Raw genomic sequence first — 23,006 nt, forward strand, 5'->3', positions numbered from 1 at the left:
CCGGTTGGCTTTGTGCACGAGGTCGCTGTTGACCGCCGTTGCCAGCCAATCGCCCTCATAGTCAAGCGCGGCAAGCAGTTCGGCCAGCGTGGCGGCGGCAACCTCATGCGCTTCGCCGTTGACGGTCAGTTTCATGAGCGAGCTCCTTGGTTCTGTCTTGACTGAAAACCAGGTCGGCAGCCTGGCGCGCCATGGCGGGGGCGAGAAGAAAACCGTGGCGATAGAGTCCATTGATCGCGACGGTAGTTCCACGGGCCTCGACGCGCGGCAGGTTGTCGGGAAAGGCTGGACGAACGCCGACACCAGTTTCAACGATCTTGGCCTCGCCAAAGGCCGGATGGAGGGCATAGGCGGCACCCAGTAGCTCCATCATCGAACGCGCCGTGACTGGTCCGGCGGACTGGCTCTCGATCATCGTCGCGCCGATCATGAAACTGTGGTCGGTGCGCGGCACTGCATAGAGTGGAAAGCGCGGATGCAGCAGCCTGACCGGTCGCGACATCGAGATATCAGCGGTGCGCAGGATCAGCATTTCGCCGCGAACACCGCGCAGCCTGTCGTCGACGGCGCCCATACCCGTGCAGTCGATCTGGCGATTGAAACCGGAACCATGCCTGGCGTCGGCGCCGAAGCGGAACTTGACACCCATGGCCGCGAGTCTGTCATGAAGTGCTGCCATCGCCTGGCGCGGGTCGAGATGAGCCTCATCGGGGAACAACAATCCGCGCCGGAAGCGGCCGGCGAGGTCGGGCTCCAGGATCGCAATTTCATCTTCATCGACACGCCGATGCCCTGACGTGCGGCTGGCGAACCGGTCAAGCTCACCGGCATCACGCGGCATGGCCACGACCAGTGTTCCGGCCCGTGTCACCTGACCCGGCAGTACCGCATCCCACCAGTCGGCGGCGTTGCGTCCGAGGTCCAGCACCGGCTGCTCGGCGCTTTCACGCTCGCACCATGGCGCCAGCATGCCGCCGGCGAACCACGATGCATTGCCGCCAAGGGTCTGCCTGGTCTCGGTAACGGTCACCGACACGCCGCGAGTGGCGAACTCGAAGGCGGCGGTGAGGCCGGCGACGCCGGCCCCTTTGACAAGCACCCTCATGACGGTTCCGGCGCCTCTGGCATGAGCGGTACGCCGGTCTCGTCAGCCGCCATGTAGAGATCGCCACCCTCGCGGTATTTCGCCGCCATTGCCGCCATGCCCTCTTTCTGTGCCTCGGCGCGGATGTCGTGGGAGATGCGCATGGAGCAGAATTTCGGTCCGCACATCGAGCAGAAATGCGCCACCTTGTGCGCCTCCTTGGGCAAGGTCTGGTCGTGGAAGGACCGCGCCGTTTCGGGGTCGAGCGACAGGTTGAACTGATCCTCCCAGCGGAACTCGAAGCGCGCGCGGGAAAGGGCATCATCCCTGATTTTCGCCGCCGGATGCCCCTTCGCCAGATCGGCGGCATGGGCTGCGATCTTGTAGGTGATCACGCCAATCTTGACGTCGTTGCGATCGGGAAGGCCGAGATGTTCCTTGGGCGTGACGTAGCAGAGCATGGCGGTGCCGAACCAACCGATCATGGCAGCGCCGATGCCTGAGGTGATGTGGTCATAGCCCGGCGCGATGTCGGTCGTCAGCGGCCCCAGCGTATAGAAGGGGGCTTCACCGCAGACAGCGAGCTGCTTGTCCATGTTCTCCTTGATCTTGTGCATCGGCACGTGGCCGGGACCCTCGATCATCACCTGGCAATCCTTTGCCCAGGCGATCTGCGTCAGTTCGCCGAGCGTTTCCAGTTCGGCAAATTGCGCCGCGTCATTAGCGTCTGCGATCGAGCCGGGACGAAGACCATCGCCGAGCGAGAAGGAGACGTCATAGGCACGGCAGATGTCGCAGATTTCCGCAAAATGCTCGTAGAGAAAGCTTTCCCGGTGATGGTGCAGGCACCATTTGGCCATGATCGACCCACCGCGCGAGACGATACCCGTGACCCGGTCGACGGTCAGCGGGATGTAGTGCAGCCGCACGCCGGCATGGATGGTGAAATAGTCGACACCCTGTTCGGCCTGTTCGATCAGCGTGTCGCGGTACACCTCCCAGGTCAGGTCCTCGGCGATGCCGCCGACCTTCTCGAGCGCCTGATAGAGCGGCACCGTGCCGATCGGCACCGGCGAGTTGCGCACGATCCAATCGCGGATGTTGTGGATGTTGCGGCCGGTGGACAGGTCCATCACCGTATCGGCGCCCCAGCGGATCGCCCAGACCATTTTTTCGACCTCTTCGGCCATCGAGGAGGTGACGGCCGAGTTACCGATGTTGGCGTTGATCTTGACCAGGAAATTGCGACCGATAATCATCGGTTCGCTCTCCGGGTGGTTGATGTTGGCGGGAATGATTGCGCGGCCGCGCGCCACCTCGTCACGCACGAATTCGGGCGTGACGAAATCCGGTATCGATGCGCCGAAGCTTTCACCGTCGCGTTGCAGCTTGCCGCGTAAAATCTCGCGTCCAAGGTTCTCGCGGATGGCGACGAACTCCATCTCGGGCGTGATGATGCCGGCGCGCGCGTAGGCAAGCTGTGTCACCGCCTTGCCGGCCTTGGCCCTGAGCGGCCGGTTGCAAACGGGAAATTCCGGAGTCAGGCGCTCGCCCACCGCGAATCCATTGTCTTCGGGCCGGACATGGCGGCCATCATAGGCTTCGACATCGCCTCGCGCCGTAATCCATTCCTGGCGAAGTCGGGCAAGGCCTTTTTCGATGCTGGTTTCGACAGTCTGGTCCGTATAGGGGCCGGACGGATCGTAGACGGTGACGGGCGGTTCGCCCGCCGTCGGATGGACGGTGATTTCGCGCAGCGGCACCCTGATCTGCGGATGGAGGACGCCGGGCTTGTGGATCTTCCGTGAGGCGGGCAGTGGTCCCGTCGACACGGTGGGGGTGAGGGCATTCATCTTGAGGCTCCGTTGCTCATTGCATTGGAGACCCAGTTCTGTGCCGGAAGGATGAAAAGACGCTTTGGTTGGCCTTCCGAAACAGGTCTTCGGGCGTCAACTCCCGCAAAGCGCTTGCACCGTCCCTACGCCAGTATGAACTGGATCAGGTTCAACGGGTCACTGCGCCGCGAAAGCCAGCAGTATCTCAGCCCCTTGCCGGGACTCCCCTGGTGAATGCGCTGAATTGAACTGGCTGGCGCCATGTTGTCAAGCGCGTTCGGCCCGGGGGCAGTGTCTCAGTCGTCTAATTGGTCCGGCAGCGTCGATCACGGACATAAGCTGATTTGCAAGCATGGCGGATCATCCACTCCATCCACCAACGTCTTCCGCTCCATCAACGGCAGCGAGCGCATCTATGTAGCGGGTATTATCTTCCCCGATCTGCTCTGGGATCGTCGGGCGCCGGTAGAACATACCCAAGCTTCATGCTTAGGAGAGCGTAAGATACAGATCTTGAAGTACGCCCATTGCCATCTGTAAATGGATGGGTCCACTTGAGGCGCCAACGCGCATCCCGGCCGAGGAACTCCGGCTTGGCTACCTGCGCCACATCTGGCCAGAAGCCCGGTATAAGCCGGGCCTTGGGAGGTCAAAGGGGAACACCGAAATCGGGAGGATCGAGCCCTTCGGCATCGCCAATTTTGCATCGCATTGCGACGCCTGCATGAAGCGACTTGAGTACCATCGTCCATGCGTTCCGCGATGGCGAACTCCTGTAGGGTCTAATGAGTCCACACGGCCTAAGTCGCGGGCGAGCGCCGTGGTAATCCTCTCTGGAATCTAGATGACCCACATGATGCGCAAGCGACAGGGCGGTATGCCTACAATCGCAGTCTGTTGATCGCCGAGCAGTTCAATATCCTCGCTGCCCGACGGCCAGTCCGAAAGAGCCGGTCAAAGTGGCACGAATTTTGGCTTGCTCGGGTACAAGGCAGTGAAGGCTTCCTTGTACGACCCGCATGGCTGAAATGAAGGAAAGTAGACAATATGATAGACCCAACAGGGTTCGTTATGGGCATAGTTCCTCCCCTCAACGTAGGCTGGCGCGTAGAGCGAGAGTTCAATCACTGTCGGCCAACTTTCCTGCCGATGAAGGTCGAGCGCGTTCTCGACGCCAGCCGCCCGCTCGAGCAGCGCGGCGTGGCATGATTTATGTCTCGCATCGTCTCGACGATATCTTCCGCATCGCCGACCGCGTCGCCGTGCTGCGCGACGGCAGGCTGGTCAACCAGAAGAAGGTCGCTGACACCAGGGCGGATGACCTGGTGGAAATGATCGTTGGCCGGCCAATCGATCGAAACCCGCGGCGAAATGGCGGCTTTGCCGTCGGGGCCTTTCTTGGCTCGACCACCATCAAGCCCGGGCGCGTCAATGTCTGGGCACGATGAACGGCATCATCATCGTTGCCGTTGGCACATTTCCTGCAGCCAGCAGTTTGGCGGGCTCGTTCCTTGTCGCCCCCTGTTCAACGGCGTGGGGCTGCTCGTCGCCATCGGCATCGCTGGCTACGCCCAGCGCAAGCGCGCCGTCGCCCGCAAGGCTGGGCCCCTGCGCAACCTTCGAAGTGACCAATAGAACACATCCTGGATTATGATATGAGCGATTACGAGATTCTGGACGATCGGTTCCAAAAGTTGACGATCGGGCATGCCAAGCTCGAACGGCTGTGGACTGGTAGCCGTTGGGCGGAAGGACCGGTCTATATCCCGGCCGCAAGGCATTTGCTGTGGTCGGACATCCCTAATGACCGGCTGCTGCGCTACGACGAAGGCGATGGCTCCGTTAGCGTCTTCGAGACGCACTGCAACAGCCAGAACGGCCATACGCTCGATGCGGAAGGCCGCGTCGTGGCTTGCGAGCATAGCGCTCGACGCATTTCCCGGCTCGAGCATGATGGGCATTGGCGCTCCCTCATCGAAACCGTCAACGGCAAGCGGCTCAATTCGCCGAACGATGTGGTGGTAAAATCCGACGGAACGATCTGGTTCACCGACCCTGTCTACGGCATCGATAGCCACTACCAAGGCATGATTGCCAGACCAGAGATCGGCGGCTCCCATGTCTACCGGTTCGACGAGGCATCGGGAGCGGTGAGCGCCGTCATCACCGATCTGATTCAGCCCAACGGCCTGGCTTTCTCACCAGACGAGAGCATCCTGTATGTGTCGGATACCGGCGCAAGCCATGTTCAGGGGCTGCCGCGCGCGATCAAGATCTACGATGTCGCCGAGGACGGCCGCTCTCTGCGCCCGCGCGGTACCCTGGCCGAATGCGAAGCAGGATTCTTCGACGGGTTCCGCGTCGATCGCGATGGCAACATCTGGGCCTCCAGCGCCGATGCGGTTCGCGTCTACTCTCCGGACGGGACGCTGATCGGGCGTATCCTGGTTCCCGAAATCGTCTCCAACCTGTGCTTCGGCGGTCCGAAGCGCAACCGCCTCTACATCACTGCCCAGACGTCGCTCTATTCCATCTATGTCAACGCGCATCCCGCCGGTCTGGGCCCGGTGGCCGGCATCAGTCAGTGACTTGGCGCCGGTGCAAAGCCCCGTGGAAGTCGAGTTCCGGAAGGCCATGCAATCTTTCTGAGCCCAAGGGAGGTACCAAGATGCAACGCAGAGCATTCCAGAAATCTTCCGTCGCCCTGACGATCGCAATCACGGTACCGGCTCTGCTCTGCCGCCGGGCCAAAGGGACTCTGTTTTGCACGTCAAGCACTTCACAACGCAGGCCCGGTCTAGCAATGAGCGGGACCTTGGGCTGTTCGACTTCCTGAACCTTCGGCAGCGCAGCATGGTCGCATTTCGGACCTAGTGGGCAGTTGGAGGCGGGGTCCGTTCGCATCCCGTAGTGAAATCGCCGGCTTTTACGGTTGGCACAAGCGTTGCAGAGCTGTTTGCAACGGCATTTCGCCAAATGGGAGAAACGCATGAATCGCTGGAGCAAGCTGGGCGACATCGGCCGCCCTCAATGTCTAAGGAGAGGACGGGGGAGTTCCTACGTGAAATATCTGTTCGTTGGTGCCACAATAGTTTTGGCGTTACTGCCTCCGGTTGTGCGGGCCCAGGATATCGAGGGCGGCAAGGCGGTTTTCAAAAAGTGCGCTGCCTGTCACAACGCTGATACCGAAGCGAACAAAGTCGGGCCATCCTTGAAAGGCGTCGTGGGCCGGACAGCAGGGACCGCCCTTGGCTATTCTTATTCGAAAGCCATGAAGGATATGGGCGCTGCGGGCCTCGTATGGGATGAGCCGAACCTGATGGAATATCTGGCCAACCCCAAGGCGAAAGTGCCGGCCAATAAAATGGGGTTCCCTGGCCTCAAGAATCCCGACGACGTCAAAAACGTCATCGCCTATCTCAAGAGTGTGTCAGGTTAGAAACATTAGGCCATGCGTTTTGAGCACAGCGCAAGGGAGGAGCGATCGTGTTTCACGCGCTTAAACCTGTTTTGAAAGCCGACTGTTCTGCCGGGCAGAGTGGCGAAGCTATCCCGTTCGAGACGGCGGTAGCCAAAGCCATCGCGCTCGCCAAACCTGTTCGATACAGGGAAACGGTTTCGCTTGCCGGAGCATTGGGGCGGGTTTGCGCGGCCGATATACACTCGCCCATTCCGCTGCCTCCGTTCGACAATTCGGCCATGGACGGGTTTGCCGTTCGAACGGCGGATTTCGAGAGGGAAGGGCCTTGGAGCTTCCCTGTGGCTGAACGGGTGGTCGCCGGCGACGTACGCGCTCTTGAGAACCTCGACCCACGAATTGCACTTCGAATATTCACGGGAGCGCCCGTTCCGCCGAGCTTCGACGCTGTGGTCATGCAAGAGCACTGCGAGCAAATTGGCGATGTCGTGACGATATGCGAGCGGCCCCGTCGTGGCCGTCACATCCGTCTTGCTGGCGAGGACGTCGGCGTCGACATGGAACTGGTAAGGCGGGGCAGGGGCCTATCAGCTAGGGATCTAACCTTGTTGGCAGCGGTGGGGATCGTCGACGTCCAGGTGCTTCGAAAGATCCGGATAGGACTGCTCTCGACCGGAACCGAATTGAAAAACCCGGGTGAACCCCTCGAACACGGTCAGATTTACAACTCCAATCAGATCATGCTCAGTTCGTTGTTGGCGGGCTGTCCTTGGGCAGAGATCGTCGACTTCGGCATGGTCCCTGACAGGCTAGGTCTCCTCACGGACGTTGTCGCTCGCGCCGTCACGTCCTGTGACGCCTTGGTTACCAGAGGCGGGGTCTCGGCGGGCGAGGAAGACCATATGGTGGCGGCCGTTCAGGCTCATGGTGCCGACCTTGACGTCCTCAAGGTGGCGATGCGGCCGGGCAAGCCACTGAAAGTCGGAAGGATCGGGAACACGGTTTTTGCCGGGTTGCCGGGCAATCCGAACGCGGCGCTGATGGCGTTCCGGCAGATTGTCCTGCCCGCCCTGCGAAAGTTGGCCGGCCTTACAGAAACCCAGCCACAGTGGTTCTCGGCGGTGGCTGGCTTCAACCACAAAAAGGGGCAAGGCCGAACCGAGTTTGTGGCTGTCCGCATTTCCGGCCGCACCGAAACGGGTGAACCTGTGCTTGAGATGCTTGAACGTGGATCCCCGGCCAGTTTCATGGCCATTGCGCTGGCAGACGGGATTGCACTCCTGCCGCCTGAGGCCGCCGAAATCACAAACAGAATGCCGCTACGCTACGAGCCGTTTGGGGCCTAGCATTTGGCGAGCCTGCAGGGAAGGTCAGCCTGCCCGCCGCAAATCCTGATGCCGCGCCCGAGCTGCGATGAGCAGGCAGGTCTCGTCGCTAAGTCCATCCTGGAAAAGTCGAACCAGGTCAGAGGCAACGTTCTCGGCTTCTGGAGACCCTGGCTGGATATGGCTCTCTTGGCAAAGCTGGTCGAAAACCGACTTCAGACTTTCCAAGTCGCTCGGATAGAGGGCTGGGTCAAGGTTGAGACGATCAATCATCTGGGCCTCCCGCGGGCTGAGATCTTGAACGAAACAAAACGTGGCGACGAGGAACCCGCCGACAGGCGAAGATGACTCCGCCGAAAGGGATTGTCATCAAAAAAATCATCCACCCTGGATCGGTTGGCACGCTGCGTCGCCATGGCAAGAGCCACCCGAGACTGCGGCACAGACTGATTATTGCTCAAGCGGCTATTCGCCTTCGTTTATCTAATCCTGAAAGCGGGCAATCGTGCCGCGTAAACGATCAGTTGCCACGCCTGGCAAGTCTCGGAATGGTGAATGCGGTGCATATTGCCGATCTTCGTCGACGCGTCTGCCTCTGCCGAATGCGAGGCGCGCCAGATTACGGACCGGGACATCCGATACGCTTGCTCTGGCTTGGCTGCGGTTAACATTTTTGCTGGGGCATTCGGGAACAAAATCACGTGAGGGGCAGCACGACATCTTCTGCCCAGCCCCCAGCGCCATCACCGCCGGGGCGTCAAAGCCCGCGAGCCTACATCAGTAAAGGACCAGCGCATTGCAATGTCCTTGTCTCGGCGGGTGCAAGTCAGGTGTATGTCAGCAACGGAGGCTATGTGCAGGATCAAAGCGCGTCCTCGCCAAGGATGACCGCGCTATGGGCGAAAGATCGATGGTGTCGTCCGTCGTTGAGGGTGACCCTATTGGATGCATTGGAATGAGCGGAGCGAGGTTGCCGAGGGGCACGTGCGGTTTGTGTTGTCATGCCGCGAACGCGAAGCTTCCAATTAAGTGGTCATCGGAGATGGATAGTGACAGGCATTGGCCGAGGCGGGAAGTCGCATATTAGGGATTCGAGAGCCGACAACGCGCGGGGATCGAGCAACTCACGCCCGGAATCAGGTTTTGCCCCTGGAACAGGCAGCCCATCGTTCGCTTCCATCGTGGCGCGGATGCGCTCTGAGCCTCAACATGAAGGGACGTCCTCCGTTCGCAGCCCGCCGCTTGCCGATGATGCCGTTCGAGACAGGCCTGCCAGCTCCTCAGTTGCCCCCCCTGTGATCCCTGGGGCTTTGCCGCGTGCGGTTGGGCGTCGTCGTCCATCTTCCTGGCTGCTGGAGGATGACGCGCCAGCCCCAGAAGAAAGCCCCTGGCATTCCGACGGCGAGCCCTGGCGCGGCGATCAGGCCGCCGGAGGCTCGCAAGCAGATGGGCGACCACCCCGTCGGCAAACCGTGTCCAACCTGAATGCAGGAGCAGGAAGGTGGCGTACCGATGATGTCTCGGCTCAAGGCAGCCAAAACGCAATCGCGCAAGAACAACTGAATGCCGCCTTGCATGAGATTAATGACGCCCGCGGCATCGTTCGATTTTCAACTGCGGTGGTGCAGCATGATAAGGCGCTGCAAAGAGCGGACGGCCCGAACCACGCGATATTTCTGAAAAAGGCGGCCGTCCGGTTCACGCGTGAATTGCTCCCAAACTTGGAGCAAGATATCGACGCCTGGAAATCATGGGGGTATGCCACAACATGCAACGCAGTGAGCCGGGAGGCTGGAGGGCAGGAGGGTAAAGAAGCCTGCAGAGCCATGGCAGCTCGGGTGGCGCAGCTTGATCATGCGCTAATCAGCCAAGTCGACCCCAAGGCGCTTTCGCTCTTGTCATCATCGTTTGGCCGGCATTCCCCGATAGCGGAATGCCGCAATGGCATGATCAGAATCGCCAAAGTCTGCCGCGACGACAGAAGCATACTTCAAGAACTCAACAGTCAGAGCCTGGCGCTGCTGGTGAACGGTTTCAGCAAGTGGCCGGAGGATTGTCATGGCGCCATAGTTGCAATCGCCCGTGAGGTCCATCACCGCGCCGACCAGCTCTCTCGATCTAAACCGCAGGAATTGTCGACGTTGGTGAACGGCCTCAGTAAATGGCCGCAAGAGGAGAACACGCGCCGAGCCGCGCTCGCAATCGCCCGTGAGGTCCTTCGCCGCACCAATCAGCTCTCTGGTTTTAATCCGCAGGAATTGGCGAACCTGGTGAACGGCTTCGCCAAATGGCCGGACGACTGTCGCCCCGCCATAGTTGCTATCGCCATCGAGATCATTCACCGCCCCGGCCGCCCCGATGCGCGGCTCGCTGCGTCTACTTCGCAAGGATTGGCGCACCTGGTAAACGGTTTCAGCAAGTGGCCGGAGGATTGTCGTGGCGCCATAGTTGCAATCGCCCGTGAGGTCGGCCGCCGCGCCGGTCGTGCCGATGTCCGGCTGTCTGATTTTACTCGGCAGGATCTGGCGACCCTGGTGAACGGTTTCAGCAAGTGGCCGCAGGACTGTCGCGGCGCCACAGTTGCAATCGCCCGTGAGGTCCATCACCGCGCCGACCAGCTGCCCCGTTTTAATGCGCAGGAATTGTCGACGTTGGTGAACGGCCTCAGTAAATGGCCGCAAGCGGAAGAGTGTCGCCAAGCCGCAGTCGTTATCGGCGGCGAGCTGCTTCGTCGCGACCGGCTCTCTGATTTCAGCATTCAGAATCTTGCGATCCTGCTGAACGGCTTGGCCAAATGGCCGCAGGACTGTCGCGGCGCCATAGTTGCGATCGCCGGTGAGGTCGGCCGCCACGCCGGTCATGCCGATGTCCCGCTGTCTGGTTTTGTTTCGCAGGATCTGGCAACCCTGGTGAATGGCATTAGCAAGTGGCCGGAAGAGGCTGAGTGTCGCAAGGCCATAGCCGCGATCGCCGGTGAGGTTAGTCGGCGCGCCGACCAGCTGTCTGGTTTTAGCCCGCAGGTTTTGGCGACGCTGGTAAACGGCTTCGGCAAGTGGCCGGAAGCGGGGGATTGTCGCCGCGCCACCGCCGAAATCGCCGCTGAGGTCCATCGCCGCGCCACTGCCGAAATCGCCGGTGAGGTCCATCACCGCGCCGACCAGCTGCCCGGTTTTAATGCGCAGGAATTGTCGACGTTGGTGAACGGCTTCAGTAAATGGCCGCAAGAGGAGAACACGCGTCACGCCGCGCTCGCGATCGCCGGTGAGGTGCTTCGCCGCGCTAACAAGCTATCTGGCATTACTCCCCAGAACCTGTCGAACCTTGTGAACGGTTTCAGCAAATGGCCGGAACAGGCGGATTGTCGCGAGGCAACAGGCGCGATCGCCAGGGAGGTCCGCCGCCGCGCCGGCCGGCTCTCTGGCTTTAATCCGCAGGACATGGCGAACCTGGTGAACGGTTTCAGCAAGTGGCCGCATGTGGAGAGCTCGCGCGATGCCACTGTCGTGATCGCCGATGAGGTCTGTCGCTGCGACGACCAGCTCTCTGGTTTCATTCCACAGGACTTGGCGACCTTGGTCAACGGCTTGAGCAAGTGGCCGGAAGAGGCGGAGTGTCGCGAGGCTATAGCCACGATCTCCGGTGAGGTCCTCCGCCGCGCCAACCAGCTCCCTGGTTTTAATCTGCAGAACCTGGCGAACCTGGTCAACGGCTTCAGCAAATGGCTCGACGGGACCCACTGTCGCGAAGCCACGGTCGCGATCGCCGGTGAGATGCTTCGCCGCGCCGACCAACTCTCTGAATTTACTCCCCAGGACATGGCGAACCTGTCAAACGGGTTCAGCAAGTGGCCGGAAGAGGCGGCGTGCCATCAGGCGATAATTGACATCGCGCACAGACTCGGCTCGGCAAGCCTCCGATTCGGAGTTTTTACCACAGCTGCGCTTGGCACTATCGCCAATGATTTGGCGCGGGGCGTCATGAAGGGAGAGGACGCCGGAGAGATTAATGAGACCGCTCTGCTGAAGGACCGGCTGCACAAGCTCGCCCACCACCTTCACTATGCCACTGATCGCCTGGAGCAGGCCAACGCTCTGACGATCACCAACATTTTCAAAGCGCTGGCGAAGGCCCGGCTGGTTGACGATCTCGGGTTGCTCGCACGCACGGGGTTGGATCGCCTTCAGGAACTGCATCGAGCGCCGGGATTTGCCGCCGAGAATAACCTGGAAACCGTGGGTAATCTCTGCGCCGCTCTGCTGCCGCTGGCGCGCAGCCCGCACAAGCAGCTGCGCTGGCACCGCAGGCAGGCACTCAACCTGCTCAACGATATCCAACCCGTTGTGGAGCAAAAGATCGAGGCGCACCTCAACGCAAGCGATGCCGAACGGGCCCGTGGACCGTGCTCGAGCCGTTGTCCCGCCCTGTCGATCTATCAAGTGTTGAAGACCCGTGCGGTCCTCGAGAGACTCTATAGACGCCCCTATGTCGAGGGCGACAGGTTCGTTTTGCGGAACAGGCAGCAGAAGTTGCAGCGGGAGACCAGAGGCATCCTGGGCCGCACCCGCGATCTTATCGAGCGCGATCTTTCCAACATGAGCTGGAACGTGATCGCGGAAATCGAGGCCGATAACCCGCTGGATGCGGTAGATTCATTCCTGGAGCAGAATGCGGCAACCGTCCACGCCCAGCATCCTGCATCGGTCTTCGACGTGCATCAGGTGTTGCGAACCATGGATCACGAGCCCAGACCGCCGCAGGGTGACGCGGGACTGATGCAGTTGCCGGTGGTGGACATGCAGGGGCGACCAGTGGCCACGGAGGCCGAGACACGATATTCGATTTTTCATCGCCTGACCTCGGGGGCGGTGAAGGTGGTCGCGGTGCAACTGCCAGGCAAGCCCAGCACATTCATGCTGACGCGCACGCTCACCGTCGAGGGTGTGCCGTACCGGATGGACCTGTTTGGCGGCAGCAAGTTGAAGCCGCCGAGATTGACGCTGGCGCAGATCGCGTCGCGTCAGCCAGGCGGGCGACTCGAGCCGTCCGGGGGGAAGCTGCTGGCCATTCCTTATAGTGACACGGCAGCGGGCACGGACTTCGAGAGGCTGTCGCGCGCCTGGGCTCCGTTCAAGGAGGCCTATTATTACACGCAGCGCCGGGGGTTTGCCGCGCCACCGGCCATCCAGGGTCTGGGGCCTCACGACTACGCCGTGGAAGGCGCCTTCAAACTGTTGCTGCTGCCGGACCGCCCGGCCAATGAACAGCATCCCTTCAAGCTGACCGGAAAGGCAGGTCCGATCGCCCTGCAGCCGCATGACGGCTGCGGCTTCATCAAGGCCTCGCTGGCCGCGCTCATGCCAGCTGTTCGCCGGGCCGGTCCCCGGAACGGCTCCGATCGGATGGCTGCCTTTGGTGAGGGAAGGAGATCGTCCTTTCCTGCCTCGGCACTGCAACATTATCCGCGCAGCGAACTGGTGGCGGATGAGGCGCGCGAGAAGGCCAGGACCTGGCTCGAGAGCCAGCAAGGGCGCGCGTTGACGTCCGAAGAGCTGTTTCGCACCGTGACGACCGGACATATCGACGGTCCCGGCGCGGTCGCCGTGCCGTCCAGTGATGGCCGCGTCCACGTGCCGACGCTCAAGAGCGAGACGTTGACGGGCAGGGACGGCGTGCTGATCGGCCGCTCGCCCTATGACAAGCCGAACCTGCGCCCGTTTGCCGCCGGGCAGGTCAGGTCGGCGGTTGACGGGGACCCGACGGCAGGGTTCCTGGATCAGTGCGTGGCCATCCAATACAGCTTTAATGTCGCCCAGAAGTCGGGGGAGAAATTGGCCGCCGCCGATCCGACCTTCTTTGCCAAAGGCATTCTGATCGTGGTCCCCGACGAGATGTGGCCGGCCGACTATGCCGAGCGTGGGCTGGTGATGTCGGCCGAGGACGTCAAGAGCCATTCGAGCTGGACCACGAGCAAGGACCGGGTCACGGTGGACACCTCGCTCGACTGCGTCGGCATCCTGCAGGCGACGGAGGTGTTTGCTCCGGGGTCGCTGGTTGCCGTGCCGACCGGTGAACAGAAAAAACTTGACGGCGACTTCGACGGCGACACCGTCATCATACTCGGCGACCGGCCGCGGCTTTATGAGCATGTGCGCGAGTTCGATCAAAAGGAGCAGGCGCGCGGCCTGCGCTCGCTCAAGCCGCCGAAGTCGCACACTCCGGCCATCGACGGCGAGCGTTACCAGTTCAGCCGCGCCAGCCAGATCCTGGCTGCCACGCAGAACGTCCTGGAAACCTATACCAGCCTGCAGCGAAACTTTCTGGCGCAGCCCCATGAGGCACGACAATGGTTTGCCGAGCGTGCCATCTTTGGCACCTACGAGGGCGTCAACCCCGAGCTCAGGCACGGCCTTCGTGAGCTGTTAGACCAGGAACAGGCGAGCCGGCAGGATATCCAGGACAAACTCGACACTGCGAGACACGAGATCGAGGTTGCCAGACATCCGGTCGCCCGCGAAATGGCCGCTCTGCTCATTTCCGCCCTGGAGGCATGGGCGGTCAAGCCGGATGAGCAACGCCGGCCCGAAACAGTCGAAAGCGTGAACGACGCAAACCCAGGGCTCAGCGCTGCGCTGTGCGCCCTGTTCCCGGATCTGGCTGAGGCCTACCCGGCAACTCCCCAGCCACGCGAGCTCGTCCAGCTTTTGCTCAACCACTGTCCTGCGCGCATCGATCCCCGCCCGGATGGCTACAATCCCGACGACCTCGTCGAAAGCGCAAACAATCTCCTGAGCCTCGGCGTCAAGGTCGGCACCGACGCCTATAAATCCGACACTGGCGCCCGCCTGTTCATGAAGAAGAGCGAGGAGCTGCAGCGGCTGCTGCATCAGACGCCGGGCTTGAAGGCCGTGCCCTACGTCAAGGGTCTGGCTGCGACCCTCAACCGGGGCAGGCTCGATGTCGATGCGACCCTGGAGGACCTGAAGGACAATCCCACGCTGACGGCTTCAATCATGGAGACCTCGATCAAGCTCGCTGCGGAGCAGGGCATTTTGCCCAAACCGTCTGGCCTGCACCTTGGCACCGCGGACGGCGCGACGATGACGCTGAGCCGCGAGGAGGCATCCCGGCGCGCCAACATTGAGGCTGCCCGCGCCAGGGAGGAAGAAGAGGCAATCACCGCGGCAGCGCTCGACGTGGCCACCAGCCTGGCAACAGCTGGCATCCAGGTGAACATGCCTCATATGAAGCTCCGCTTGAAGTCGGCAGCCTCCATGACAGCCCATCTCACCGGCATAAGCGCCCCGAGCAGCAGCGATGTACAGCTGCTCAGCAGCGCCGTGCGCCATGTCTTCGAAGTCCCTGACAAGGATTTTACGCGCGCCTTCAAGGCAGCCATGCTGGCCTTCGATGAGCGGGGCTACTCCGAACTCCAGACCACCAACTGGTTCAGAACGCGGAATCCCAGTTTTGTCGGCATCCAGAGCGTGCTCACCACGCCGGATGGTTACCGCTTCCAGCTGGAGTTCCACACGCCAGGCAGTTACCAGGCCAAGATTGACAATCACGATACCTACAAGGAGCTTTTCGCGCTTCAGCAGCAAGCAGGCGGGGATGGACTGGAAAAGGCCAGTGAACTCGTCCAGCGCGTGCGAGGAGCCTGCAAGCAAGTTGCGACCCCCGATGGCGCCATGGACATCCCCCACTGGGGAACCGAAGAGGGGACAACGGGCGGAACCAGTCTCGCCAGCTTTGGGGTGCGCGCGGCCGAACAGCCAGGACCACCCCAGACCGCCAGGTCACCGGTCGCAAAGGAGATCTTTGCCGCCCTCAATGGACGGCCGGTCGTGCTGGTTGGCATGCCGAGTGCCGGAAAATCCAGCATCGGCCCGGCTCTCGCCAGGCGGCTGCGGCTGCCCTTCGTCGATACCGACAAGATAATCCAGAAGCAGGCCGGCACCTCGATAACGCAGATTTTCGCTACCAATGGCGAGGCGTATTTCAGGGACATGGAGGCAGGTGTGATCGCAGATTTGCTCCAGAAAGGGCCTGCCGTGATCGCGACCGGTGGCGGCGCGTTCATGCGTGAGCAGAGCCGTCACCTGATCGGCGAGAAAGCGGTCTCGATCTGGCTCGACACCAGGCTCGACGTGATCGAAAAACGCACCAGGAACGATACCAGCCGCCCGCTGCTGCAAGGCCCCAACCCGGAGCAGAAGATCGCCAGACTGTTGAGCGAGCGCAGGCCGTTTTATGCACAAGCCGATATCACCGTCGTCCCACCCCACCAACAAGATAGAAAGAACGTCGATCCATGCGTGAGCGCCCTGCACGCCCACCTGTGCCCCGAGGCGGGCGTGGACCGCGGCCCTGCCAGACAGGAAGCCGATCGGATACATGTGCCAGGAGCGCAAACTGTCAACGGTGAGCCCACCTCCACGGCGCGGGAGCCGGACGGGCGCATTCTTCCCACCCCTCACGCTCGAGTTGCCCAGACGGATGAACCGGCCTCTGGCTCGGGCAGCGCACCGCAGGATCGGCCGGCGCTCGGCCCCACCGATTGGCTGACCGACGCCCATATCACTGCGGATTACGGGCTCCTGGGCCAGGAGTTGCAGGGACGTTCTCCGGATCTGGCTGCCCGGACGCGCCTCGTGGATCCCCTCATATCATATCAACTGCGCTTGATCCCCGAGCGCGATGCACTCGGCGAATTCCAGCGCATAGTCCATAATCAGAATGAGGAGGATACGGCCGACTTCCTGTTCCTGCCAGTGAACGATGGCCGTGCTGGCGTTCCTGATAGTGGCAGCCACTGGTCGCTGCTGCTCGTTGATCGCCGCGACCGGGAAAACCCGGTCGGCTATCACTACGACTCGCTGGGAGAGTACCACCGCCCCATTGCAACGGAGTTCGCAGCAAGGCTGGGCGCCCGCCTGCGGCCAGTGCGCATGGCCAAACAGCACAACGGTTATGATTGCGGCGTCTTCATGCTGGAGGCCACGCGGGAGCTGGCTCGACGGTTGGCGCAAGAACCGCGGCTGCGGCGCGAGTCCCTGCACCTCGACAATCTGGTCGCCGATCGCCAGGCACTCCAGGAGCGGCTCGCGCGAATTTGATGACGCGCTCGGGCTGATGGAGCTGGCTGGGGCGCTCTCGCCGGCGGGGGATTGGATGTTTCGACGGATCGGCGTGCTGTTGCTAGCCGAGAGCGGGCGTACCGGCGAGGTTCGATATGTCGGAGAGATATCCTCCGATAGTGCGCCAGTACGCTGCCTCGTCCGTAAGCTCGGACGCCCGGGTGTACAATCGAAATTTTGCTATGAGGCTGGACCCACCGGATACGGTCTGAAGCGGGAGATCGAGGCGCTTGGCTATGAGTGCGCCGTGATTGCTCCTTCTCTGATCCCGCGCAAGCCTGGCGATCGGGTCAAGACGAACCTCCGCGATGCCGAGAAACTTGCCCGGCTGTTCCGTGCCGGTGAGCTGACGGAGATCTAGACACCGGACGCTGCTCATGAGGCTAGGTGCCTTGTGCTGTGGAAGGGATGCTTTCGGACATGTTGATGCCTTTCATTGGCCGATCTAGTCAGTCTCACCGCGCTTGGCCGAAGTCCCTGTACCCACAACGACACACCCCAAGGAATGAGACGACGCAGCCAAGCGCATTTTGAAACCGTCGGACGCGTGTTTGTGTTGATCTCTGATATTAGGAAACCCATCAGATGATTGCCAATTTGCAATTATCTGATATTCTTCTCCTTATGTCCGTGATTGAATTCAATCCAATTGAGATCGCCACGCAGATCGACTCGGAGCGTCGGAAACGCAAGCTATCTTGCGCAGATTTGGCGCGTCAGTCGGGTGTGCATGTAAGCCAAGTCAGTCGAGTATGCCGTGGCCGTTTCCGCACGGTTAGTCAGAATACGATGCGAATTTGCAACGCGCTTGGCCTTGCAGTCAATCCCGACAGTTCCGCTAGCTGCCAGCATGGGAGGTTGCTCGCTGAGGCCATAATTGCTGTCTGGGACAAAACGCCATCTGACGCGCAGAGATTGCTGCGATTTATTGAAAGTGTAGCGGCATTGCGGGAGAGCACCCATGGGCATTCGGATCAGTGATTTCTTAAAAATTCTGTATCGACGAGCTTGGCCCTATCCGATGCAGGCCTAATATGGATAATTGGGCTAGGGCAATCTACGCTGCCAAGGCTGGCGGAGTGAGAAAATGCGAAGCGATCTGATCTTAAATCTTGCCCACGCAGGCATTGCCGGAGACGGCCCAGGACTGAAGCGGACGGTTCGTGCGTTGGCTGAAGAAGCGGCCGCTAAACAGCAGCATACACTCGCAAAACGCTTTTCAAGTCTCATTGAGGGACGTGAAATGGGGTATGTCGGACAAAGCGCGCGCTTCTCAGTGCCGGACAATGTTCGCGGGCTGTTTCACCAGATCGAGCCGAAGCGCCGTTTTCGGGACCTGCTGTTGCCAACGGGCGTCGTGAGCGAACTGAATGATCTCGTGGAAGAGCACCGCCAACTCGAACTGCTGCGCTCCTACTCCATAGAACCTCGGCACACCATGCTGCTCCAGGGGGCTCCAGGCACAGGTAAGACAAGTTTGGCCGAGGCGGTCGCAAGCGAACTCGGCTTGACCCTGTTCGTTGTGCGGTACGATTCCATAGTTGGCAGCTATCTCGGTGAGACCGCAGCAAAGCTGAACGATCTCCTGGAATATGCGGCCACAACTCCCTGCGTTCTTTTCTTTGACGAGTTCGACGCGATCGGCAAGGAGAGGGGGGATATCCATGAGACTGGGGAGATCAAGCGCGTCGTAAGTTCGCTGCTGCTGCAATTGGATTCGTTGCCACCCCACGTTTTTGTTATCTGTGCGACGAATCACCCGGAGCTTCTCGATCGGGCCGTCTGGAGGAGGTTCGAGATTCATTTCGAGCTGCCTCTGCCCAGCAAGGCGCAGGTCCAAAGATGGCTTAAGTCGTTTATTCGCGACATTGGGGCGGGTGAGGACGTTCCTGTTGAGAAACTTGTTGCTGCATTTGCCGGAGTAAACTACTCAGATCTTGAGCTGTTCAGCCTTGACATAAAGCGTCGGCTTATTTTGACGAAAGATCCAAGTTATTCGAAAGTATTTGACCAGACAGTGCGGAAGTGGAGTGCGCGCCTGCGTGCTGCGAGGAGAGTCAATAAAGTAAATGGCAGCCAATCGACCGATTCTCCTGATCTCTTCCACCAGCACGATTAAGCGGATACCCGGCACGGCAGACGGCCGCCAAAGGCCTTCCTATTCTCCAGAGCAGCAGCGAGGACGCCTTGGTGGCCGTTTCGAACGCATCCGCACGGTTTTGAGCGGCATCGCCGAGCAGGGCGGCTTTACATCGGACGCCACCGCTATTGCGCCTGATCGCGCGCTCGTCTTCGAACTGAAATCACCCCTTAAGGATTTCGAGCGCGAAGCTCGCCGTATAGGACTCACCTGGCTCACCGAAGAAATTGAGGATTCCGACGATCCGTTTGCGGAGGAAGAGGGGGAGGAAGACGGTCCGGAAGACGCAGCAACTCCCATCGAGGACACCCGCCTATATGTTTCGATGCCCAGCGTGGAATCCCTAGCGGAACTGTTGAAGTACTGGGACCTGTACCGCAGCGATGCAAGCGCTCCCTATGGATTCGGGGAATGGTGGAAAATATTCGACCGCTTGGAGAACATAAGGCCGTGGGGTGTGGAAGATCGCCTGGATGACCGGACGCTTGCGTATCTGCGAAAGCGTCTCGCAAGTCAGCCCAATGCAAATGTACTTCTGGAGCTTGATATCTGGTTCTCGTCGGATCCGCTGGTGCGGCAAGCACGGCAGCTTGCGATATCGCAACTTGTGCAAGCCCACTCCGGTACTGTCCAGGATGCATTTGACCTCGCGGAAACAGCATATCACGCACTTCTGGTTGAAATGCCTGCGGTGCGCGTTCGTGAGATGACAGAACGCAGCGGTTTGCTCGCGCAAGCCCATCAGATCATGAGCATTAGGCCGCAATCGTTCGGAATCCAGCCAATTGTCGAGGAACGGGCCCCCCTTCCGATAGAGGATCTGCGGTATCTGGATCCAACGGACGCGCGCGCTCCAGTCGCTGCTCTGCTTGACGGTTTCCCTATCGAGAACCACGAACTGCTGGCGGACCGCATAGACGTGTTTCCGGTCGACATCGATCCGAGCATGGCCTCGATACGTCATCGCCATCACGGAACTCAGATGGCATCGCTCATTCTCCACGGAGATTTGGACGGTGGGGAACCAAGTCTCGGCAGGAGGCTGCTCGTCGTTCCGGTTCTTGCAACCGACCCAAATGGAGGCAACGAGCGAACCCCGCCCCTTCGTCTGCCAATCGGCGTCATTTACCGAGCAGTCCAGGCGATCAAGGAAGGGCTGCCGGGCCAACCTGCGCCCGGGCAGGAAGTGGTCGTGATAAATCACTCCCTTGGAGACGCAAACGCACCTTTCATCTCTCGTCCGAGCCATTGGGCAAAGCTGCTCGATCATCTCGCAGGCAAGCACAACCTGCTGTTCGTGGTGAGCGCGGGCAACGTCTATGAAGGCTTTGAGGTTCCTGATTTCACCGACATTCCCGCCTTTAGAGCTGCCAGGCCACAGCAACGACGCGACGCGTTGCTTACGGCCTTGGAAAGGTGGAAGAACCACAGGACGATGCTCAGCCCTGCGGAATCGATCAATGCTCTCACCGTGGGTGCGCTTCACCATGACTGCTCGTCAGAACCATTTCCGCCAGGCGCCACCGATCCGTACGGTTCCTTCCGAATGGCGAATGTTGGGTCTGGGCTAGGCCTCGGGGTCGCCAGGTCTGTCAAACCAGATCTGGTATTTCCGGGCGGACGCCAAGCTGTCCGCCCGTCAGCCGGACCGCCGTTTAGAGTGTCAGGACAAGAGGTGGCGCAAGTCGGTCAACGGGCTGCGGCTCCCGACAAATTCGGAGCGCGGCGCGACCTGACGCAACGCTCTACTGGAACCAGCAATGCCGCCGCATTGGCGACACGCGCAGCGATTCAGATAGTCGATGCTATCGAAGATATCATTCCACCGGCTTCGCCGGGGTTGTTGAGGTGCAAGCCGGCTATCGTCAAGTGCCTTGTTGCCCATGGGTGCGGATGGGGCGAAATCGGCCGACATCTTGAAGGAATTTGTCCTCCCACGGAAGGGAATGCCTGGAGCCGTCGCCGATCCAATATTGCTCGGTTCATAGGATTCGGTGAAACGCAAGTCGACCGGATAATCGAGGGTTCTTCAAAGCGCGTCACAATGCTGGGCTTTGCCGAGATCAAACACGGCAGGAGAGACGTTTTTCGAATCCCGCTGCCAAGCGAGCTTGCGAGTAGAACGGACCTCCGACGCATCACTGCCACGCTGGCATGGGTTGCACCGATACGGCCAAAGGCACGCAACTATCGCGCCATTAAGCTTGAACTTACTGGACCGGATGGAGGCTTGAATCTTTGGTCCGGAGTGGCGCGCAAGGACGTGCTGCAGCCGCCTTCAAGCACCGCTTCGAAGGGGACCCTTATCCATTCCATCTACGAGGGGGCTAGGGCAATTCCATTTGCCGTTGGCGAGGACCTCGAGATCGGTATTCAGTGTCAAGCGTCGGTATCCTCATTCAATCAGATAGAAGTCCCGTACGCTCTCGCAGTCACGATCGAAGTCGCCGACACGATCCGGTCAGATATCTATCAAGAAGCTCGTGCTGCCATTGCAAGCAGGGTACGTGCTCCACGTGTGAGGTTGAGGCAATGACAGTGTTTTCTCCGGATTTGAGCTTGGGTAGCGAGACGCCCAACAACATCGCGGTGTATCTGTATGAAATTGAAGATCACGCTGCGGCGATGGCGATTTCCGGGAGCGGACCCGGGGGGCAGGGATATATCTTCGATAGATATGTCTATCTTGGAACGGATGCGGTGTACGGGTTTCTCGAGCCTGGTTCGACAGATATTGTCCCCGTAAGCAGCGTCGAGGCGGACGAAAGTCTCAAGGATGCCAAACTGAAGGTTACCCTGGATCGCTTCTTTGTCGAAAACTATCCGGGCGGAGGTGAGCACCGTATTCTCTGCGAGTTCGCCGGAAAGAACCAGGCTCAGGGTGTGGTCGAGGAACTTCGGTTCGCGACCACCTGTGTTGCGAGAGACCAGCAAGGGTCTTCAGTGTCGTCTCTGCCTGTCTTCTTAGGTGTAACAGCCGGGCAGAACGGGATTAGTTTTGAGGGGCGAACGGTTAACGTCCGTAGCTCGTATGATGACACTGTTCTCGAAGTGCTCGGAAGCGAAACGTTCAAGCAGGGGCTTTCCTTGCTCGATGCTGTTCAGCCTGCGATTAGGCCCTTCGCAAAACTGGCTGAAGGAGTCGTCAAAATGGCGGCCAGCCGAAACAAGAATCGGCAGGTTCACACCTTCTCGCTTGGTCTGGATTTTGGATCTAATTCGACGTCGGCAAGGCTGCGCTGCGGTTCTTACATTGTTGTGCAGTCGGGCTCCGTCTACAACTGGGACTGGTCCCTTTACAAATGGGATGCCAATACCAATCGGATTGTGGCCCGCATGGATAGTGGCGTGGCACCGCCAGCGTGGAACTACATGGTATTTGGCGTATCGCGGTACAGTTGAGTCGGGGGCAAGCGGCGAATTACGGGATGGCAAGGTCTTGCTGCGGTTTTCGAGACGCGTCAACCATTTTTGAAGACCGAGTCCGCTGTCATGAAGTCCAGGAAGTAGGAGTCGTGGTCGCCTCGCATCTACCGCGACTGTGGCCATCTGACGAGGGTGTCGCAGACAAGGTCCATCGCTGCCCGCCTGCAAGGTCAATCCTTTAGCATTCGGAATGTTTTCCCTTAAGCTGATCGTAGCCTGGGTAATCCATGGCGAGGGAGCTATGATGATAGCATTGGCCTGTATGCCTGATGGAAATCTCTATCTCATGAAGGCTGGCGTCGCATCTGATTGGACGCGTCGGCGATCCAGGGAAGATCCGAATCGTTTCGCGATGTCGTGCCAATGGTCTGCCACCTGCCGAGCGCCTCAGTCCCGACTTGAGTCGCTGGAAGCTGCTGTTGTATGATGGGGGATTGATTGGAGGAAAGTACTTCCCGGCAATGGAGTGATTGCGCAACGGCGCAGGACGGGCCGTAGGTCGTAAAGTTGCGCACGACCCCCAACTCAAGACGCTGATAGACGGTTGCGTGCAATACGGCATCAGCAGGGACATCGCGGTCAGACGCCCCCCGACGCCAACCATGCACTCGTCGTGCATCATTCCCTCGCACGATGGATAG

General features: G+C 60.2%; 13 protein-coding genes, 3 pseudogenes and 1 riboswitch. Of the genes and pseudogenes, 11 read left to right on the top strand and 5 right to left on the bottom strand.

What is annotated here, in order from left to right:
• The 4 genes from OHD58_RS27125 to OHD58_RS30820 all read right to left on the bottom strand — a co-directional run.
• On the bottom strand, window positions 1–135 hold a 135-nt coding region (locus OHD58_RS27125; protein WP_263806810.1), incomplete at its 3' end, for a MoaD/ThiS family protein.
• The gene (gene thiO / locus OHD58_RS27130; RefSeq protein ID WP_263806753.1) at window positions 104–1,105 is read right to left on the bottom strand and encodes a glycine oxidase ThiO; all 1,002 of its coding nucleotides are present in this window, start codon (window positions 1,103–1,105) and stop codon (window positions 104–106) included. The genes thiO and OHD58_RS27125, both read right to left, overlap by 32 nt.
• Window positions 1,102–2,937 (bottom strand): phosphomethylpyrimidine synthase ThiC, encoded by a 1,836-nt coding sequence (thiC, locus tag OHD58_RS27135; protein ID WP_263806754.1) that lies wholly within the window; start codon window positions 2,935–2,937, stop codon window positions 1,102–1,104. Before thiC ends, thiO begins: the two co-directional genes overlap by 4 nt.
• Window positions 2,938–3,041: 104 nt before the next feature.
• Window positions 3,042–3,158, bottom strand: a riboswitch (TPP riboswitch).
• A 188-nt stretch (window positions 3,159–3,346) separates the two neighbouring features.
• On the bottom strand, window positions 3,347–3,529 hold the full coding sequence (locus OHD58_RS30820; RefSeq protein WP_354494714.1) for a Fic family protein: 183 nt from the start codon (window positions 3,527–3,529) through the stop codon (window positions 3,347–3,349).
• 484 nt (window positions 3,530–4,013) lie between these two features.
• Between OHD58_RS30820 and OHD58_RS30825 the strand changes: the two are divergent.
• The 5 genes and pseudogenes from OHD58_RS30825 to glp all read left to right on the top strand — a co-directional run.
• Window positions 4,014–4,274 (top strand): annotated as a pseudogene (locus tag OHD58_RS30825) (sugar ABC transporter ATP-binding protein); the annotation flags it as partial.
• Between the two features lie 30 nt (window positions 4,275–4,304).
• Window positions 4,305–4,554: pseudogene (locus OHD58_RS27140) on the top strand (ABC transporter permease); the annotation flags it as partial.
• 20 nt (window positions 4,555–4,574) lie between these two features.
• Window positions 4,575–5,507 carry an SMP-30/gluconolactonase/LRE family protein gene (locus OHD58_RS27145; protein ID WP_263806755.1) on the top strand — a complete coding sequence of 311 codons (933 nt, stop codon included), beginning with the start codon at window positions 4,575–4,577 and terminating at the stop codon, window positions 5,505–5,507.
• A gap of 401 nt (window positions 5,508–5,908) precedes the next feature.
• Window positions 5,909–6,358, top strand: coding sequence for a c-type cytochrome (locus OHD58_RS27150; protein ID WP_263791801.1), 450 nt, complete (start codon window positions 5,909–5,911; stop codon window positions 6,356–6,358).
• A gap of 47 nt (window positions 6,359–6,405) precedes the next feature.
• The gene (gene glp / locus OHD58_RS27155; protein WP_263806756.1) at window positions 6,406–7,683 is read left to right on the top strand and encodes a gephyrin-like molybdotransferase Glp; all 1,278 of its coding nucleotides are present in this window, start codon (window positions 6,406–6,408) and stop codon (window positions 7,681–7,683) included.
• 24 nt (window positions 7,684–7,707) lie between these two features.
• On the opposite strand, the gene OHD58_RS27160 is transcribed toward glp, so the two are convergent.
• Window positions 7,708–7,935 carry a hypothetical protein gene (locus OHD58_RS27160; RefSeq protein ID WP_263806757.1) on the bottom strand — a complete coding sequence of 76 codons (228 nt, stop codon included), beginning with the start codon at window positions 7,933–7,935 and terminating at the stop codon, window positions 7,708–7,710.
• Window positions 7,936–9,134: 1,199 nt separating this feature from the next.
• Here OHD58_RS27160 and OHD58_RS27165 point away from each other — a divergent pair.
• The 6 genes and pseudogenes from OHD58_RS27165 to OHD58_RS27190 all read left to right on the top strand — a co-directional run bounded on the left by OHD58_RS27165 (window position 9,135) and on the right by OHD58_RS27190 (window position 22,341).
• On the top strand, window positions 9,135–16,778 hold the full coding sequence (locus OHD58_RS27165) for a shikimate kinase (RefSeq protein WP_263806758.1): 7,644 nt from the start codon (window positions 9,135–9,137) through the stop codon (window positions 16,776–16,778).
• 51 nt (window positions 16,779–16,829) lie between these two features.
• Window positions 16,830–17,157: pseudogene (locus OHD58_RS27170) on the top strand (IS110 family transposase); the annotation flags it as partial.
• Window positions 17,158–17,384: 227 nt separating this feature from the next.
• Window positions 17,385–17,780 (top strand): helix-turn-helix domain-containing protein, encoded by a 396-nt coding sequence (locus OHD58_RS27175; RefSeq protein ID WP_263806759.1) that lies wholly within the window; start codon window positions 17,385–17,387, stop codon window positions 17,778–17,780.
• 106 nt (window positions 17,781–17,886) lie between these two features.
• Window positions 17,887–18,918 (top strand): AAA family ATPase, encoded by a 1,032-nt coding sequence (locus OHD58_RS27180; RefSeq protein WP_263806760.1) that lies wholly within the window; start codon window positions 17,887–17,889, stop codon window positions 18,916–18,918.
• Window positions 18,869–21,475, top strand: a complete 2,607-nt coding sequence (locus OHD58_RS27185) for a S8 family peptidase (protein ID WP_263806761.1) — start codon at window positions 18,869–18,871, stop codon at window positions 21,473–21,475. Before OHD58_RS27180 ends, OHD58_RS27185 begins: the two co-directional genes overlap by 50 nt.
• Entirely contained in the window at window positions 21,472–22,341 is an 870-nt protein-coding gene (locus OHD58_RS27190) for a hypothetical protein (protein ID WP_263806762.1), read from the top strand. Before OHD58_RS27185 ends, OHD58_RS27190 begins: the two co-directional genes overlap by 4 nt.
• Window positions 22,342–23,006: the final 665 nt, after the last annotated feature.

This window comes from Mesorhizobium sp. ZC-5, from assembly GCF_025753855.1.
Classification (GTDB): domain Bacteria; phylum Pseudomonadota; class Alphaproteobacteria; order Rhizobiales; family Rhizobiaceae; genus Neomesorhizobium.

Coding starts and splice junctions, on each gene's coding strand:
- thiO (WP_263806753.1), bottom strand. CDS start 1,105: ATGAGGGTGCTTGTCAAAGGGGCCGGCGTCGCCGGCCTCACCGCCGCC.
- thiC (WP_263806754.1), bottom strand. CDS start 2,937: ATGAATGCCCTCACCCCCACCGTGTCGACGGGACCACTGCCCGCCTCA.
- OHD58_RS27145 (WP_263806755.1), top strand. CDS start 4,575: ATGAGCGATTACGAGATTCTGGACGATCGGTTCCAAAAGTTGACGATC.
- OHD58_RS27150 (WP_263791801.1), top strand. CDS start 5,909: ATGAATCGCTGGAGCAAGCTGGGCGACATCGGCCGCCCTCAATGTCTA.
- OHD58_RS27160 (WP_263806757.1), bottom strand. CDS start 7,935: ATGATTGATCGTCTCAACCTTGACCCAGCCCTCTATCCGAGCGACTTG.
- OHD58_RS27175 (WP_263806759.1), top strand. CDS start 17,385: ATGATTGCCAATTTGCAATTATCTGATATTCTTCTCCTTATGTCCGTG.
- OHD58_RS27180 (WP_263806760.1), top strand. CDS start 17,887: ATGCGAAGCGATCTGATCTTAAATCTTGCCCACGCAGGCATTGCCGGA.
- OHD58_RS27185 (WP_263806761.1), top strand. CDS start 18,869: ATGGCAGCCAATCGACCGATTCTCCTGATCTCTTCCACCAGCACGATT.
- OHD58_RS27190 (WP_263806762.1), top strand. CDS start 21,472: ATGACAGTGTTTTCTCCGGATTTGAGCTTGGGTAGCGAGACGCCCAAC.